Origin of the sequence: Alicyclobacillus cycloheptanicus (genome assembly GCF_028751525.1) — a bacterium.
In the GTDB taxonomy this organism is placed as follows: Bacteria; Bacillota; Bacilli; order Alicyclobacillales; family Alicyclobacillaceae; genus Alicyclobacillus_L; species Alicyclobacillus_L cycloheptanicus.
Genome location: NZ_CP067097.1, coordinates 14,907 through 31,700 on the forward strand (window position 1 = coordinate 14,907; position 16,794 = coordinate 31,700).

General features: G+C 59.0%; 15 protein-coding genes. 1 reads left to right on the forward strand and 14 read right to left on the reverse strand.

Features of this window, described 5'->3' with window-relative positions:
* Nucleotides 1-36: 36 nt before the first annotated feature.
* From JI721_RS00070 to JI721_RS00110, 9 genes are all read right to left on the reverse strand, one after another.
* The gene (locus tag JI721_RS00070; RefSeq protein WP_274456062.1) at nucleotides 37-765 is read right to left on the reverse strand and encodes a regulatory protein RecX; all 729 of its coding nucleotides are present in this window, start codon (nucleotides 763-765) and stop codon (nucleotides 37-39) included.
* The gene (recA, locus tag JI721_RS00075) at nucleotides 755-1,804 is read right to left on the reverse strand and encodes a recombinase RecA (protein ID WP_274456063.1); all 1,050 of its coding nucleotides are present in this window, start codon (nucleotides 1,802-1,804) and stop codon (nucleotides 755-757) included. The genes JI721_RS00070 and recA overlap by 11 nt, the downstream gene beginning before the upstream one ends.
* 220 nt (nucleotides 1,805-2,024) lie before the next feature.
* On the reverse strand, nucleotides 2,025-3,605 hold the full coding sequence (locus JI721_RS00080; protein WP_274456064.1) for a DEAD/DEAH box helicase: 1,581 nt from the start codon (nucleotides 3,603-3,605) through the stop codon (nucleotides 2,025-2,027).
* Between the two features lie 76 nt (nucleotides 3,606-3,681).
* Complete coding sequence (locus JI721_RS00085) at nucleotides 3,682-4,932, reverse strand: competence/damage-inducible protein A (RefSeq protein ID WP_274456065.1); 1,251 nt, start codon at nucleotides 4,930-4,932, stop codon at nucleotides 3,682-3,684.
* A 53-nt stretch (nucleotides 4,933-4,985) separates the two neighbouring features.
* A complete protein-coding gene (gene pgsA, locus JI721_RS00090; RefSeq protein WP_274456066.1) occupies nucleotides 4,986-5,564 on the reverse strand; it encodes a CDP-diacylglycerol--glycerol-3-phosphate 3-phosphatidyltransferase in 579 nt (192 codons plus the stop codon).
* A 171-nt stretch (nucleotides 5,565-5,735) separates the two neighbouring features.
* Nucleotides 5,736-6,227, reverse strand: a complete 492-nt coding sequence (locus JI721_RS00095; protein ID WP_274456067.1) for a YajQ family cyclic di-GMP-binding protein — start codon at nucleotides 6,225-6,227, stop codon at nucleotides 5,736-5,738.
* A 15-nt stretch (nucleotides 6,228-6,242) separates the two neighbouring features.
* Nucleotides 6,243-7,394 (reverse strand): helix-turn-helix domain-containing protein, encoded by a 1,152-nt coding sequence (locus tag JI721_RS00100; RefSeq protein WP_274456068.1) that lies wholly within the window; start codon nucleotides 7,392-7,394, stop codon nucleotides 6,243-6,245.
* Nucleotides 7,395-7,461: 67 nt separating this feature from the next.
* Complete coding sequence (locus JI721_RS00105) at nucleotides 7,462-8,268, reverse strand: DUF3388 domain-containing protein (RefSeq protein ID WP_274456069.1); 807 nt, start codon at nucleotides 8,266-8,268, stop codon at nucleotides 7,462-7,464.
* Nucleotides 8,269-8,372: 104 nt separating this feature from the next.
* Complete coding sequence (locus JI721_RS00110) at nucleotides 8,373-9,419, reverse strand: hypothetical protein (protein WP_274456070.1); 1,047 nt, start codon at nucleotides 9,417-9,419, stop codon at nucleotides 8,373-8,375.
* Nucleotides 9,420-9,584: 165 nt separating this feature from the next.
* On the opposite strand from JI721_RS00110, the gene JI721_RS00115 reads away from it, so the two are divergent.
* The gene (locus JI721_RS00115; RefSeq protein ID WP_274456071.1) at nucleotides 9,585-9,929 is read left to right on the forward strand and encodes a hypothetical protein; all 345 of its coding nucleotides are present in this window, start codon (nucleotides 9,585-9,587) and stop codon (nucleotides 9,927-9,929) included.
* A 97-nt stretch (nucleotides 9,930-10,026) separates the two neighbouring features.
* On the opposite strand, the gene JI721_RS00120 is transcribed toward JI721_RS00115, so the two are convergent.
* The 5 genes from JI721_RS00120 to JI721_RS00140 form a co-directional block, all read right to left on the reverse strand.
* Nucleotides 10,027-10,656 (reverse strand): hypothetical protein, encoded by a 630-nt coding sequence (locus JI721_RS00120; protein WP_274456072.1) that lies wholly within the window; start codon nucleotides 10,654-10,656, stop codon nucleotides 10,027-10,029.
* A gap of 67 nt (nucleotides 10,657-10,723) precedes the next feature.
* A complete protein-coding gene (locus tag JI721_RS00125) occupies nucleotides 10,724-13,150 on the reverse strand; it encodes an FtsK/SpoIIIE family DNA translocase (RefSeq protein WP_274456073.1) in 2,427 nt (808 codons plus the stop codon).
* A gap of 129 nt (nucleotides 13,151-13,279) precedes the next feature.
* The gene (locus tag JI721_RS00130) at nucleotides 13,280-13,528 is read right to left on the reverse strand and encodes a YlzJ-like family protein (RefSeq protein WP_274456074.1); all 249 of its coding nucleotides are present in this window, start codon (nucleotides 13,526-13,528) and stop codon (nucleotides 13,280-13,282) included.
* Entirely contained in the window at nucleotides 13,525-14,217 is a 693-nt protein-coding gene (locus JI721_RS00135; RefSeq protein ID WP_274457926.1) for a ClpP family protease, read from the reverse strand. The genes JI721_RS00130 and JI721_RS00135 overlap by 4 nt, the downstream gene beginning before the upstream one ends.
* Before the next feature lie 297 nt (nucleotides 14,218-14,514).
* Complete coding sequence (locus JI721_RS00140; RefSeq protein WP_407654123.1) at nucleotides 14,515-16,107, reverse strand: ribonuclease J; 1,593 nt, start codon at nucleotides 16,105-16,107, stop codon at nucleotides 14,515-14,517.
* Between the last annotated feature and the right edge of the window lie 687 nt (nucleotides 16,108-16,794).

The window sequence follows — 16,794 nt, forward strand, 5'->3', positions numbered from 1 at the left end:
GCCTTGTCAAGAAACTGCCACAACTGCTTGAGCAAATCAGTCCTCGACATCCATCTCTTCGTCCCATGCCACCGATACTTCATCTGGAAAGCCGGGCTCGTGATTGGACTGGGTTTCCTGGGCAATGTTTCGAACCACCTGGCGAACCACCGTCGCAGGAAAACCGCGCCGTTGCAAATAGGCGGCCAGTTTCTGTCGGCTTGTGCCGCCATGCTGGCTGGTGGATGGACGCTGCTGAAGAAGCCGCCATCGTTTTTCCGCCAGGCGCAGTGCGGTTTCATACTCTTGTTCCCTGGCATGTTCTACGTCCACCACGGAACGGGCAACCTCCGGAGACACCCCCCGCTGCCGCAGCTTCCATTGAATCTGCGCGCGGCTCCAGGTCTCCCGCTTCGCTTCATGAAATGCCGAAGCGTAGGTTTTGTCTCCCAACAATTCCAGACCCATCAGGTGGTCCACGACCGGCTGAATGAGTCCACTCGGCACTTGCTTAGCTGCCAGGTGACGCTGAACTTCATGTACAGTGCGCGGCCTGAAGCGTAAATAGCGCAGCGCAACGTCAATGGCTGTCGCAAGGTTGGCCTGATAGAGAATCGCAGCGTACAAGGTGTCATTGACCGGGCGGCCCACCTTGAGCGACAAGTCGGTCCAGGCGGAAACAGGTATGTCTACGGGTGCTCGCGTGCGAAACGACACGCGGACCCAATCGGGCTTGCCGCGGACCGGTTCGTACCCGCAAATTTCGTCATTTGGCTCAGTTCTCAAAATCAAACACTTCGTCTTCGTCCGCTTGCGCTGGCAACGGCTTCGCTCCGCCGCCCACATTGAAATACGCGCGGACCTGTTGTTCAATCTCCTCGGCGATTTCCGGGTGTTCCTTCAAAAACTGCTTGGCGTTCTCCCGGCCTTGACCCAGCCGCTCGTCACCGAAGGAGTACCATGCCCCGCTCTTTTGAATGATGTCGATGTCTGTGGCAATATCCACCAGACTGCCTTCCCTCGAAATCCCTTCGCCAAACATGATGTCCACATCGGCCTGTTTGAACGGAGGGGCCACCTTGTTCTTCACGACCTTGATGCGGGTGCGGTTGCCAATCACGTCATTGCCCTGCTTCAAGGCCTCTGCCCGGCGAACCTCCAGCCGAACCGTCGCGTAGAACTTCAGGGCGCGGCCGCCAGTCGTTGTCTCTGGATTGCCAAACATCACACCAACCTTCTCGCGAATCTGGTTGATGAAAATGGCAATGGTCTTCGACTTGCTAATCGCGCCCGCCAGTTTACGCAGCGCCTGCGACATGAGACGCGCTTGCAGGCCGACGTGCGAGTCGCCCATGTCCCCTTCGAGTTCGTTCTTGGGAACGAGCGCCGCCACTGAATCCACGACAATGATGTCCACTGCGCCGCTGCGGACGAGTGCCTCCGCAATTTCCAGCGCCTGCTCTCCCGTGTCTGGCTGCGAAATCAACAACTCGTCAATGTTGACGCCCAGCTTTGCCGCATACGCGGGGTCCAGCGCGTGTTCGGCGTCGATAAACGCCGCCTGCCCGCCTCGCTTCTGCACTTCTGCCACACAATGCAGGGCCACCGTCGTTTTACCGGACGACTCCGGGCCATAGACCTCCACAATCCGCCCGCGCGGCAATCCCCCCACGCCGAGCGCAATGTCGAGCGCAAGCGACCCAGTCGGGATGGTCTCGATATTCATGGCGGCGGAGGCCTCTCCCAGCTTCATAATTGAGCCCTTGCCAAACTGCTTTTCAATCTGCTTGAGCGCCATCTCCAGCGCGGCTTGTCGGTCGTTCATTCGGCACCATCCTTCGAATTCAATCACTGGAACTCGTACGATACTAATGTTCGTTTCTGAACCGTTGCTTCCTGCTCTCCATTGTATCAATTCTATAAGATTATGCAAACATTTGTTCGGTGTCCGCCATCAAAAAAAGAGCCGCCGGGCGGCCGCGTACAAACGCAGGCCGCCGGGACAACCCTTTCTGAAACTGCCATCAACAAAGACACCCGCGGACTCAGCGCATTCTCGAACGCGGCTTCGCAGGTTCGAGGTTCACGCGTGAGCCGTTGATCCGGCTTTGTCGAAGTGCCTCGTAAACAAACGGCGCAGACTCCTCTTCCACTTCCACAAACGTGAAACGGTCGAAGATGTCGATTTTGCCAACCGCCTGGCCCGGCACGCCTGCTTCTTCGGCGATGGTCCGCACCAAGTCCGCAGGGCTCAGCCGCGCCGACCGGCCGACGTTGACGAAGAACCGAACCATGCCGGGCGTCGCCCCCGTGTCGCCGAAGTCGTAATCTGCTTCTTCACGGGCGCGCAGTTCGTCCGATGACGCGAGCTTCAACAAGGCAGAGGCGACGTCAATCGGGTCGTGATCGTCCACGACATTGCCGAGAATGGCACGGTAGTGCGCCAATCCGCCGTCATGAATGGTCTCGAGAATCCGGTTCCGCCAGATTTCTGCCTGCCGCTCCGCAACGTCAGCCAGGGACGGCACTTCCCGCGCGACCATCGGCGCCTTCGTTTCGCGTTCAATCTGCTTGAGCAGCTTGAATTCCCGCGGTGTGACAAACGTGATCGCCAGTCCCCGCTTGCCAGCCCGGCCCGTACGGCCGATGCGGTGCACATAGGACTCTGGGTCCTGCGGGATGTCGTAGTTAATGACGTGCGTGACGTTTTCGACGTCGATGCCGCGCGCCGCAACGTCTGTCGCGACCAGGAGTTCAATGTCGTTGGTCCGGAATTTCTTCATCACCCGGTCACGCTGCGCCTGGCTCAGGTCACCGTGCAGGCCGTCCACCAGGTATCCGCGCGACAGGAGTGCCTCCACAAGCTCATCGACCCCGCGCTTCGTGCGGCAGAAGATGATGCCGAGGGAAACCTCCTCGCTGTCAATCACCCGGCACAGACTCTCCAGCTTGCTGCGCTCCAGCACCTTGTAGTAGACCTGATCGATCAGCGGAACCGTGACCTCGCCGCGATTGATGGTCACATGCTCCGGCGACTTCATGTACCGGGACGCCAAGCGCCGCACTTCATTGGGGAAGGTCGCAGAGAACAGCAGCGTCTGGCGTTCCGCCGGGGTCTCGCTGAGGATGGATTCGATGTCCTCAATGAACCCCATATCCAGCATTTCATCCGCTTCGTCGAGCACGACCGTCCGCACATGCGACAGCCGCAGGGTCCCCCGTCGAATATGGTCAAGCACACGCCCCGGTGTACCGATGATGATCGGCACGCCCTGCTGCAGCGCGCGGATCTGGTGGCCAATGGACTGACCGCCGTAAATCGGCAGCGTGCGCACGCGCTTGTATTTAGCAATCTTGCGAATCTCCGCAGCGACCTGAATCGCCAGCTCCCGGGTCGGCGTGAGGATGATGGCCTGCACTTTACCGTCGGATGTCGCGCGTTCCACCAGCGGAATGCCGAACGCCGCCGTCTTCCCGGTGCCCGTTTGCGCTTGTCCGATCACGTCCTTTCCATCCAGCACCAGCGGAATACACGCGGCCTGAATCGGAGAGGGCTCTTCAAATCCCATTTCATCAATGGCTTGTTGAACCCGGCGGTTCAACTGAAAATCTTCGAACGTACTCATAAACTCACCTTTCAGTCTGTAAAATTCGCCCCAGGCGTCTGTCCACGTGTGTGGACAGGCCTGTTCCATTCGCCCGTCACGGTTGCACCAGGGTCTCCCAAAGTCTCCAAAGCATCATTTTCGCCGTACGTAATCGAATTTGATCGCGAGAGCCTTTAAATTGCATCTGATAGACGCGCGTACCCGCCGGACCTGCAATGGCGCCGTACACGAGTCCAACCGGTTTTTCGGGCGTGCCGCCGGACGGACCGGCAATCCCCGTCACGGACAAACCGTAGGAACTCGCGCAGGCTGCGCGAACACCTTCCGCCATCTCTTTCGCCGTTTGCTCCGACACAGCGCCGTGTTCGTCCAGGGTCCGGCTCTGCACACCCAGGAGTTTGATTTTGGTTTCGTTTTGGTAGACCACCGTGCCCCCTGCAAAGTATGCAGACGCCCCTGGCACGGACGTGATGAGGGATGCAATCAATCCACCCGTACAGCTTTCGGCCAGCGACAGTGTCTGTCCACGTTCTCTGAGCGCGCCGCCGACCACGCTCTCCAGTGTATCATCATCCGTCCCATATAAAAACCGACCAAACTGCGACCGCAGCCGTGCCTCCACCGGAGCAATGCGCGCGCGGGCCGCTTCTTCACTGACGTCCGAAGCGGTGATGCGCAGCAACATTTCTCCCTCCCCGGCCAACGGCGCCACCGTGGGGTTGGTCATCGCGGTGAGGTCCGCAATTTGCTCATCGACGGCAGACTCGCCGATGCCGCAAAAGTGCAGCACCCGCGAGACCAGCGTCTGCTCGCCCGGAAACAACGCCTTCAAGCGCGGTACCACTTCATCCCGCAGCATGGGCAGCATCTCCCTGGGCGGGCCAGGCAGCAGAAAGTAATGAACCCCGCCGGCTGCCACATACTGCCCCGGTGCCGTGCCATTTGGGTTTGGCAGCAGTTCTCCACCCTCAATGCACATCGCCTGTTTTCGATTGGACGCCGGCATCGGTCGCTTGTAACGCTGGAAAAAAGCTTCCAGCGTCTGGAGCGCCGCTTCGGACAAATGCAGAGGCCGGTCGAGGTAGGAAGCCAAGGCCTCTTTGGTGAGGTCATCATTCGTTGGTCCTAACCCGCCGGTCACGATGACCACATTGGTGCGCCTCGATGCAGTCGCAAACGCATCGATGATGCGTTCGAGGTTATCTCCGACGGCCGTATGATAGTACAAAAACAGGCCGTGTTTCGCCAACTCCAGTGAGATGGTGCGCGCGTGACCGTTCGCAATCTGACCCAGCAGAATTTCTGAACCAACCGCAATGTGTTCTGCCCTGCATACTTCTCCCATTCATGTCACTCCAAACGTCCATCCTGGACCTGCCGAATCGCTTCCATCCGGACCTACCGATTCGCTTCCATCACGTGTTTGTTTTTGACGAAATACTCCACGCCCGACCACACGGTGAGAAGGACCATGATATATACCATACACCGGTCAAACGGAAACCCGACATAAGAAAACGGGAAATTGTTGAGCATCAAAGCGACCATTGCGATGATTTGCGTCAACGTCTTCCACTTCGCCAGGCGGCTCGCAGCCAGTACAATCCCCTCTGCCGCCGCGACCAGCCGCAGCCCCGTCACCGCAAACTCGCGGCTGATGATGAGGATCGCGATCCACGCCGACAGCCGATGCATTTCTACCATACTGATGAGTACGGCGGAGATGAGCAGCTTATCAGCCAGCGGGTCGAGAAATGTGCCAAAGTTCGTGATGAGTTTTCGCTTGCGCGCGATATACCCGTCCAGTCCGTCGGTACTGGCCGCCACAATGAACACGAACGCGGCGATCATCTCACTGCCTGTCGTGGTTTGCTGGTTGATGGTAACCGTCCAGAAATTGTAACGCAGCAACAGAAACAGGATGACCACCGGAACTAAAAAAATTCTGGCTATCGTAATTCGGTTAGCCAGATTCAAGCCTGCTCACGCCCCTGTTCTGCATTGTGATTGTCAGCCGTGACCGATCGTCCGTTCTACCGCTCGCCCGCGAATGGAACTAGTATAGATCAGTGAAAATCAGCGTGTCAAAAGTGAAGCGCCGAAAGCGCTGCACGGGTCGACGCGGGTCGACCCTCCCGGCGCCCGGTGTCAGCGGTAATTGACAAACTGCAGCGGTACCGGCAAGTCCGCATTTTTTAACAGCTGGATGACCGTCTGCAAGTCGTCGCGGCTCTTGCCGGAGACACGCACCTGGTCGCCCTGAATCGAAGCCTGCACCTTCAGCTTGGCGTCCTTGATGAGCTTGGTAATCTGCTTGGCCGTATCCTGATCGATGCCCTGCTGCAGCGTCACCGTCTGCCGCACCGTGCCCTGCGACGCCGGCTCCACCTTGCCCGGCTTCAGCGCTTTGAGGGAAATGTCCCGTTTCACGCACTTGGACTGGAGTACATCCATGACCGCTGACAGCTTGTATTCATCATCGCTGATGAGAGTGATTTCCTTGCCATCGAAGCGAATTTCACTCTTGCTGTTTTTGAAGTCGAACCGCGTCTCAATTTCCTTGTTTGCCTGATTCACGGCGTTATCGACTTCCTGGAGGTCCAATTTCGAAACAATATCGAACGATGCATCCTTTGCCAACGCAGCTCTCTCCTCTCAACCCTTTGCAGATGCCTTTTCGACCACCACGTGATACGGTGATTGACTCGGCGGCAAAGTCACGGGCTGCCCGTTGATGGTCAACGTCGCAGCAGGGGGATTGCCCAGGTTGATGTTCACAGACGTATTACCCGTCCACGTCTTGGACTGTCCCGGCTGCAGCATATCACTGCCGTCGACCACCGTATTGTCCGCCGTGACGCTCACCCAGCACGGATTGGACGCCACCGACAAGGTCACCGATAACGCACCCTTGGCCTGAACGACAAAGGTCTGCGTCGGCGGACTTGTCTGGAACGGCTCGGTCGTGATCTGAACGGTCGGCGCACCGCCTGCACCCGTGGCGTTCCCCGCTGCATTGCCAGTTGCATTTCCCGTCGTGTTTCCAGTCACACCGCTGCTTTTGCTCGTGCTGTTGCTCTGCGGGTGGATCCCCGACGCATTGCCGCCGTCCGAGGCGTTGGCGACGCCCGTGCCGGCCGGATTGCCGGCTGCGTTGTGACTCGCGGCCGAATGTGCCGAGTTGTGCACAAACCACAAACCGCCGCCAAGCACCACGAGAATCGCGGCAACGGCAGCTGCCTGTCCGCCGATGCCGCCAAACTGACGGGACCCGCCGCGCTGTCGGCCATTCCCCGGACTGCTTCCGCCCGTCCGTGCGTCCCGCGCCGCCCTTGACTTACCCCCGGACCGTTCACCCCGGCTGGCTGCGGAAGCACGACCCGACTGCTTGCTGCGCTCCGCGTCACGCGTCTCGGGGCGGTAGCCCGTGTGAATCGGCGGATCGACCACGGCCGAGCTCCCCTTGGCGGAAGGTTCTGGCGGCGCCTCCTGTACAGGCGCCGGTGTACCCCGCGGCGGGTTGGCAGCTTCCCTGTCCGCGGCGCTCGTATCCGCGGCCGGCTGCACAGCGGTTTCGTCGACATACGTTTTCAGCAACGCGAGGCCGTCCAATCCGACGTTTTCGGCGTAGTTTCTGACGAATCCTCTCGCGTACACTTGTCCAGGAAGTACGCTCCAGTCTCCATTTTCGAGTGCCTCCAGGTACCGCGTGCGAATTTTCGTCCGGGCCTGCAGTGTTTCCAAGTCCAGCCCCAGTTCCTCACGGCGTTTCCGAAGCACCTGACCCAACTGCTGTAACGGCGTCAAACTAGCACAACCTTTCAAAGCGACCTTTTCAGACACACACCATCATGCATTTCATGACCGAACCCCATCATTCATGCCAACGAGCCGCTTCTTCCTCATACGCCTCGTACTGAATCACTTCGTTCGGTTCCCTGCGCAGCTCCACGACCATATCGAACAACGACCAGTCGTAGCGAGTGTGTTTCACAAAGATGTCAGGGTGTTCGATCACGATGGGCGCCGGCATCCCGAGCACATCATCGACCACCCGCCAGTGGTCTTCCCCGCCGCGCAGCGCCGTGACGGCCCCGTCAATGATATAGACGAAACGGTCGGAGAAAAATTGCTCATCCGGCAGCTCTTTGAGCATCGTCTGCCGCAGCAGTGTCGAGGATACAAACGTCCAGCGCTTGTTGGCGTACACACTCGCTGCGACAATCGATTCCGTCTTCCCGACCCGCGGCTGCCCCCGCATGCCAATCACCTGGCGGCCGGGGCGCTTCAGCAGTTCGCCGACGAAGTCCACCAGCACCCCCAGTTCGTCGCGGACAAATCGGTAGGTGCGCATCTCTTCATCCGCGCGCTCCACGTACTTGCCGTGGCGAAGCGCGATGCGGTCACGCAGCGTGGGTTTTCGCAGCGCCACGACTTCGACGTCCTGCAGGCTGTCCACAATCGTCCGCAGCAACCCAGCGCTGTCCGGCTGCTGCGTCTGCAGCAAAAAGCCACGGCTCTCATCCGAGACGTTGGCCAACTTCGTAATGTTAAAACCCAGCATCCCCAAAAGGGACGCAATATCGCCGAGCAGTCCCGTCCGGTTGTTGCGAATCCGGTATTGAAAGTAGAACTCCGACGACTCCGCTTGGGACTCGTTTGGTGGATACCCATTCGACATGGATCACCAGACTCCTTCCAATAGCTTTCCATCTTCACAGTCTGTTCTATTCAAATTCACGCGCACCATGCCCAGCGCACACCTTCCGCCCAGAGCCGCGCGCATCACGCACCCGCTCCCTGCACAATCGGACCCCACGCCGCGCGGACGGTCTGCGGCACCATCGTCCACGACGACGACAGGGAGAGGGTCCCCTGCTGCACCGAAAGTTCCATTGCATCGACCGAATCGCTGATGGAAGCCGGGATCTGACTCGAATTCAGACTCACAAACGGCGCGCTCATCGACTGCAGCGTCCCAGCCGACCAGCGCGACTTGGCAAAATTCCGAAACGACTGCTGCAAAGCGTCCATCCCCGGGACAACGGGCGCCACAGCCGCCAGGGCTTCGGGCTGGGCGCACAGCGAGACAATCGCGATGCCGTTTTGGCTCGCATACCGCCACTCTGCAGACGAGAGCGGACGCGTGACCACCAGGATTTTCGGAATGGTGCCGATGTCAGCGGCCGCACTGCCAGAGACCGCGGTCGATCCCGTCTGGCTCCCGGAACTGGCTGCGGACGCGCCGGTACCCGCTGTCAGCGGCAAGGCGCTGACGGGAACCATGTTGACACCTGGGTTTTCCGTGTAGGCAGCGGCGAGTGCAGCTTGTACAACCGCGCGCGGCACCTGCGGGGTGCCGCCGACCAGCCAGCCGATGCTGGTCGCGCTGGTCTCGGTCGCCAAGTCCCCTGCAGCCCACCCTGCGGCATAGCCAACCGCCTGAGGGCTGGGCACGATTTGCGAGACATTGACACTGCTGCCAGCAGCCGCCTGTGCACCCACCAAATCAAACCGAGTCGTCACATGGCGGTTCGCAAACGCCAATTCCGACGCTGGAATTTGTCCATTTTGAACCACGGTCACCAGTCCCACGTGCGGGTTTGTGACAGCCTTGGCCAGTGCCTGCGGAAGCTGCGCCGCCGTGACCGCGGACACCCCGGCAATCACGCCAGTGGACTGCGCGGCCGTCACTGCATCCGAGACGTACCAGTGACTCGGTTTTCCGACCAGCAGGATTTCAGCCGTCGGTTTGGAAACCGTCGGCGACATGGCGCGCAAATCCGGCGCGCCGCACCCTGCTGCGGAACAAAGCGCCAATCCTGCGAGCATAAGGGTAGCAGCCCTTCGGCCCCGCTGCCTGACCAAACGTCCCCAACTCCTCCGGTTTGTTTCGTTCGCCCCCCATTGTAACATGAACATGAACAACGTCAGCTTGCATCTATTGCCTTTCAACCGCGAACACGGGATAATAGACGATAAGAGGTGAGGAATCACATGTCGAGTTTCGGTGGCGAGCATTTGTCCGTCGCGAAGACGTTCTACCAATTGAATTTTTATTTGCGTACCTTGGGTCTGCCGTTCACGGTGACTGACTTGTATGCAATGGCTTATAAAGAACGCCGCGGAACGCACTACGATGACCGCTGGCTGGACTGTTTAGGGGATAATCCAGAAGTCAACGAGGCGTTGTCTGAACCGTTCACAACCCACACCATCGTTGAAACGTTGATGCGCACTGGCCATGAACCCGTCGTGCGGGCCCTGATGCGCACCGTCCGCAGACACGGGATTGGCTTTACGCAGGCGTATATGGTGGCCTCTCCACGCGGCCGCAGATAACCTGAAAATCGCAGCCTGAAATCGCGAATGTCTCAAAAAGAGGGGCTGCTGCAGTCGTGCGTCGCACGACCGCAGCAGCCCCTTGTGCAATTCGGGGTCAATCCCCGCCAAACGGCTCAAGTTCGAACCATCGCGTGTTCGGACCCGCATCCTCCACGACCGGTTCGGAAGCCAGCGTGGATACCCACGCGCTTTGCGAGGCCCCGCTGGTGGAGACTTCCGTGCCCAGTGCCTGGTACGCCGATGCCCCCAGCGCCGCGCCTGCAACCAAATTGCCGTCTAATAAGAAATAGACTTCTGCCTCCTGCACCGGCTGTCCACTGCCAAACACGTCCTGAAAATACGCAGGGACGTCCTGCTTGACCGTCTTCGACCATGCGGCGTACGACACGGCAGGGTTTTCGCCCAAGTCCACCGTCGCCGAAACATCGTAGCCCTGCCCCGTGTCCGCAGGCGTCACCACCAATTCGTTCAGCCCCTGCACCTGTCCCACGTGGTTCGTGATGGCCGCAACCGCCGCATCCGGCACATTCCCAGCCGAGGTCGACTGGAAGGCAGACTGCACGGCCGTCGCCAAAGAAAACTCGCCAGAGGAGACCCACGCCGCGATGGAAGGGTCCCCCTGCATCAAACGAGTATCCAATATCGCATACGCGGCACCGAGCACAACCACCATCGCCGCGCCAACGCGCCAGACACGAGTTCGCTCGACACGCACTTCCTTCATGCCGCCCACTCCCTGCGCTTGTCCTTGGTTCTACTTCACCTTATTGCACAGGAAGATAGAATATGCGTCACGAACCCGTTTCCCGAAGCGAGCTGCGAATCATGTGCCACTGGTCCGCCGTGATGAGCACTTCCCGCGGCTTGCTGCCTTCAAACCCGCCGATAAAACCTCTTTGTTCCATTTGGTCGATGATGCGTGCCGCCCGCGAATACCCAACCCGAAAACGGCGCTGAATCATGGACACGGACGCCTGCCCGCTCTCAATCACCAAATCCATCGCATCCACGAATAATTCATCCAACTCCGGCCCATCGCTGTTGCCGGACGGTTCTTCCTCGTGATTGAGGTCGACCGTGTACACCGCGTTCTGCTGCTCCTTGACGAACTTCACCAACTGTTCGATTTCCCGCTCAGAAACAAAGGCACCCTGTACCCGAATCGGCTTGGAGGCCCCCACCGGCAAATACAGCATGTCGCCGCGGCCGAGCAGCTTTTCTGCGCCGCCGCCATCCAAAATGGTGCGCGAGTCGGCCATGGACGAGACCGCGAACGCGATGCGGCTCGGGATATTCGCCTTAATCACGCCCGTAATCACGTCCACGGACGGCCGCTGCGTGGCGACAATCAAGTGGATCCCGGCTGCGCGCGCCATTTGCGCGATGCGGCAAATGGCGTCCTCGACGTCTCCGGGCGCGACCATCATGAGGTCGGCCAACTCGTCCACGATGACCACGATGTACGGCAGCGGCTCCAGGCCTTCGGCCCGCATCAGCTGGTTGTAGCGCTCAATGTCGCGCGCACCGCGGTCGGCAAACGACTGGTAACGGCTCTCCATCTCCTGAATGATTTTCTTCAAGGCGAAGGCGGCCTTGCGCGGGTCCGTCACGACGGGTGCAAGCAGGTGCGGGATGCCGTTGTACCCGCTCAACTCGACCATCTTCGGGTCGATCATCAGCAGCTTGACTTCATGCGGCTTCGCCTTTACGAGAATCGACGCAATGATGCCGTTGATACAGACACTCTTCCCGGACCCTGTTGCCCCAGCGACCAGCAAATGGGGCATCTTTTGCAAATTGCCGACGATCGCAGCACCGGAAATGTCTCTGCCGAGCGCGATGGCGAGTTTGCTGTCTTCCTGTTGAAACTCGGGCGACTCCAGCACCTCGCGCAGCGTGACGATGGCGACTTCCGGGTTTGGCACCTCGATGCCGATGGCGGCTTTGCCTGGAATCGGTGCCTCAATTCGGATGTCCCGCGCGGCCAGCGCCAGCGCAATATCGTCGGTGAGGCTCACAATTTTGGAGACCTTCACACCGACCGCCGGCTGAATTTCATAGCGCGTCACCGTCGGGCCCCGGCTGATTTCAAGCACCTTCGCCTGAACGCCGAAACTTTCCAGTGTGGCCTCCAGCTTGCGCGCGTTTTCCTGCGCATCCCGATGATTAAAGCCGCCTTTGGGAACATCCGGCAGCGCGAACATGCGAATGGGCGGCAGTTGGTAGTGGTCGTCCCGCACCGGAACCCCCACCGTGTACGCGGGGGCAGCACCTTGCTTGGGCTCGCCTTTGGCGGACGGCTTTGTGTCCGGGTAGCGCATGACAATGCGGTTGCCCCGCTGCTCCATCACGGCTTCGTCCGCGCTGGACGCGTCCGCGGACGGTTGCTGCACGACAATCGTCTCGTTCGGATGCTTCGCGCGCAGCCGTGCGGCAAAATCGTGGACCACAGGCGTGCGTTCCGCTTCCGGGGAAGCTGCATCGGAAGCGGACACGACTTCTCCGTCCACAATCAGTTCCGGTTTTCGGCGCGACCGGCGCGCAGGCTTTTCTGCCGCCGCCTCGTCCGCCTCCGCAGCGTGCTTCCGTTCCGGGCCAAACAACAACGAGACATATTGCTTACTGCCATCCCACAACGCGTCCAGACGGCGTTCCATCCACCGTGTCCCGCGCTGAACGCCGCTGACCAGCGAACGCTGGGTGACCAAGGCGCCGCCAATCAGCACCCCCACGCCGAGTACAATGAACGTCCCGAGGGTCGAAAAGAGATAATGAAATACCGAGAAGAACAAGAATCCGACCAGTCCGCCGCCAGCGCCGTACGGCGGGGTGACGCCCCCCGGCACCTCCAGCACCTGGTCGCTCATTTCGCGAATCGCGACCCACGTGGCCTGAAACAGAGAGGTGGCCTGCAAGTCTGAAACGTGCTGAAACAAGTCAAACTCCATGCCCGTCAACCAGGTGATGAACAGCACCAACAAGCCCATGTGCCGGTTGGTCCACGGAAAAGTCGAACGCTGAACCATCATGTAAATCGCTGCATAGCCGATGAAAATCGGCACCAGAAAACTCCATGAACCAGCCAGGTAGATAAAGGCCACGTCGATGTATCGCCCAACGACACCAAGCCTTCCCAACGCCAACGCAGCCAGCGTCAACGTGAAAAGGCCGGTGAGTTCATATCGAATGACTTGCTCACGATGTTGTTTCTTGCCCATGCCACGCCTCCATAAACAAACTGGAAGCTCGGCCGGATTGTTTCTGACGTCTCATCCGCGAAGCCTCCTAGTTAGAACTTCGAGGCGCTGCGGCGACTTCCTGCTGGCTGACCGACGAATCGTGTGCCTTCATCCAACGGGGCGGGTCGGCACGTCGTTGTTCAGCGGCATTTGAATCCGTGTGCCCGGCTGATAACCGCGCCGCAGATAATCCGCTGGATTCGGGCTGATGAGCCGTTCGACCCGCCCGGTTCCGTCGCCAAGCGGCGTGACCAGCATCGTGACCCCGCCGTATTGAATCTCTTGCGGCGGGGTTCGAACTTCGCCATACCCCGCCCATATTTCCTCTGGTGCCAACACCGACCACAAGATGCTCACTGCGGGGTCCCCTCCAATTGCACCTGTTGTTTGCGAGCCGCAATCAGCTGCTTCAGCTTTGCCGTCGCATGGCCGATGCCGCCAACCTCGTGAATGAGCCCGTAGCGTACCGCGTCCCGGCCGACCACGGTCGTGCCGATGTCGCGCGCCATCTCGCCCGTATTGAGCAACAACTCCCGAAACACTGTTTCACTGACCTGGGAGTGTTCGACCACGAACCTCGTAACGCGCTCCTGCATCTTCTCCATATATTCAAAAGACTGCGGCACGCCAATGACCATACCGGTCAGCCGGATGGGATGAATGGTCATCGACGCCGTTTCCGCAATGAACGAATAGTCCGCCGAAACGGCGATGGGAACGCCGATGGAATGCCCGCCGCCGAGCACCAGCGAAACGGTTGGCTTGTTCAGGCTCGCGACCATTTCCGCGATCGCCAATCCCGCTTCGACGTCTCCCCCCACGGTGTTGAGAATGATGAGCAAACCCTCTACGTTGTCGTTCTGCTCGACCGCCACCAGCTGCGGGATGACGTGCTCATATTTTGTGGTTTTGTTCTGGGGCGGCAGCACTACGTGCCCTTCTACCTGCCCGATGATGGGAAGGCAGTAAATGTTCGATTCGGCGCCAACCGGATTGGTTTGCCCGAGTGCCTCGACCCCGGCTACGATACCGCCTTCTTCCTGCATGGGTTCATTGGGAACTTCGAGCGGAGGAACAGCCTGTCCCTGGGAACGCTCCGCGCGCCTTGGTTGGTCTGTCACAATCGGTACGCTCCTTTCAAGTCACACGGACTAGTATGAAGCGCCGCTGCGTTCCTCATGCAGGCGTCGCAGAAACAACATGAAAACCGCAGGTCCGACGCTGCGCGGATGCGCTCGGTTCGTCGAGCCTGCGGTTCTATGGGGGCTTACCTGATGTTCCATCCTGCTTCCGAACATGAGGTGCAATGAAAACCCGGTACGAGCTGCCGCCCGCGGAAGGACCTACGCCTCCATGATGATCGGCAGAATCATTGGACGCCGCCGCGTCTGTTCGAACAGATATCGGCCCAGCGCGTCGCGAACCGCCGTCTTCAGAGAGGACCACTCGTTGATGTTGTCGGAAACCATTCGCGTGAGGGTGCTTTCCACCAGTTTGTTGGCTTCGTCCAGCAGGGCCTCAGATTCGCGCACGTAGACAAACCCGCGGGAAATGATGTCCGGGCCGGACAGGATGGATCCGCTGGTTTTGGACAAGGTAACGACCACCACCAAAATGCCATCCTGGGACAACAGTTTGCGATCGCGAAGCACAATGTTACCGACATCGCCGACGCCAAGGCCGTCAATCATCACGGTGCCAGACGGAATCTTGCCGCCCAGCCGCGCATCGCCGGCTTCGATTTCCACCACGTCCCCGTTGTCGAGAATGAAAATGTTCTCCGGGTCGACACCGGTGGCGTCCGCCAGCTCTGCGTGCAGACGCTGCATGCGAAACTCACCGTGCACCGGCAGGAAGTATTTCGGGCGAATCAGGTTCAACATGAGTTTCAATTCTTCCTGACTGCCGTGTCCGGATACGTGCACGCCTTTGTAAATGACATTCGCGCCGATGCGGAACAACTGGTCGATGGTACGGGCTACATATTTTTCGTTGCCGGGAATCGGGTTACTGGAGAAGACGACCGTGTCTCCGGGCAGGATCTCGACCTTGCGGTGGGCCGAACGCGCCATCCGGGTCAGCGCCGACATCGGCTCTCCCTGACTACCCGTGCAGAGAATCAGAATTTTGTCGGGATCCATCTTGCCGATGTCGTCCACGTCGACAAGCGTCCCCGGATTGACATCCAGGTAACCCAGCTGGGTGGAAATTTGAATGTTGTTGACCATGCTGCGCCCCACCACCGCAACCTTGCGGCCGTGCTTCTCGGCAGCGGCAATGACCTGCTGCACCCGATGAATGTTGGAAGCAAACGTCGCCAGAATGATTCGCCCCTGCGTCTTTGCGACAATTTCATCAATTGCATCTCCGACGGTGCGTTCCGACGGCGTAAACCCTGACCGTTCGGCGTTCGTACTGTCCGACAGCAAGGCCAAAACACCTCTGGCGCCGTAACTCGCGAGCTTTTGGACATCCGCCTTCCGGCCATCGACCGGCGTGTGGTCAAACTTGAAGTCACCGGTGTGCACCACGAGTCCCTCCGGCGTATCGATGGCAAAGCCGCCTGTATCCGGAATGCTGTGATTGACGTAGAAGAATGATACCTGAAAGGCTCCCGCCTGGATGACCGTATCACCGTCAATTCGATTCAACTTGGCTGTATCCAGCAAGCCATGTTCGCGGAGTTTGTTTTCGACCAGCCCCAAGGTAAGGCGTGTCCCGTATACCGGCACATTCAAGCTTTTCAAGACATAAGGCAGTCCGCCAATGTGGTCTTCATGACCGTGCGTCAAAAAGATGCCCCGTACCTTGTCCCGGTTGTCTGTCAAAAATGTAATGTCCGGAATCACGGCATCAATGCCGAGCATCTCCTCTTCCGGAAATTTAAGTCCTGCATCGACGACGATGATGTCGTTCCCGTACATGTACGCTGTCATGTTTTTGCCAATCTCTCCGCATCCTCCGAGCGGAATGATCGACAAACGTAGTTTCCCTCTTGCCAACTTGGCACCTCCGTAAAATTGCGCATAAACCTCCACACCTGAACCATGCCGTCCAAGTTTCGATGATGCGCGATAGAGTTTTTGCAACCCGTTTCTTTTCAATCCGTAAAACTTTCGCGTCCGAAACACACTTCGCACAAAAATCGCGTCGTCCATTCGATGACACCGCGACCATAAGACCACACGGTATCCGCCTGACAGCTGCTCGTACAACAGCCTTCAGGATATGAATCACAGCACGCGAAACGAACCCTGCTGCCAGCCGTCTCCGCTCCGGCGGGCGCCGCAGGCGTTCATCATTCGCTCGCGATCCGAGTGATGATGTTCGTTCTTTGAAACTCAAAGCCGCACCAGTCACTTGACTGTCATTATACCCGGGCCGTCGTTCCAATACAACTGCCGGATTTGGTCCATATAACGTATTCACGAAGTGCCTCGCTTGAACCCGACACACGTCACGCATCGCGAGCCAATGAAAATGAGTGGACAAGCCCAAATGTGTAAATCCACACCACCAAATCGTGTCGAAGTTCCGAATTTTATGTCGATTCAACCCAGGCATGAGGTTGGACAGGAGGATGATGTCCTATGAGAACAGGACGTTCGCTGGCCCCACATCGC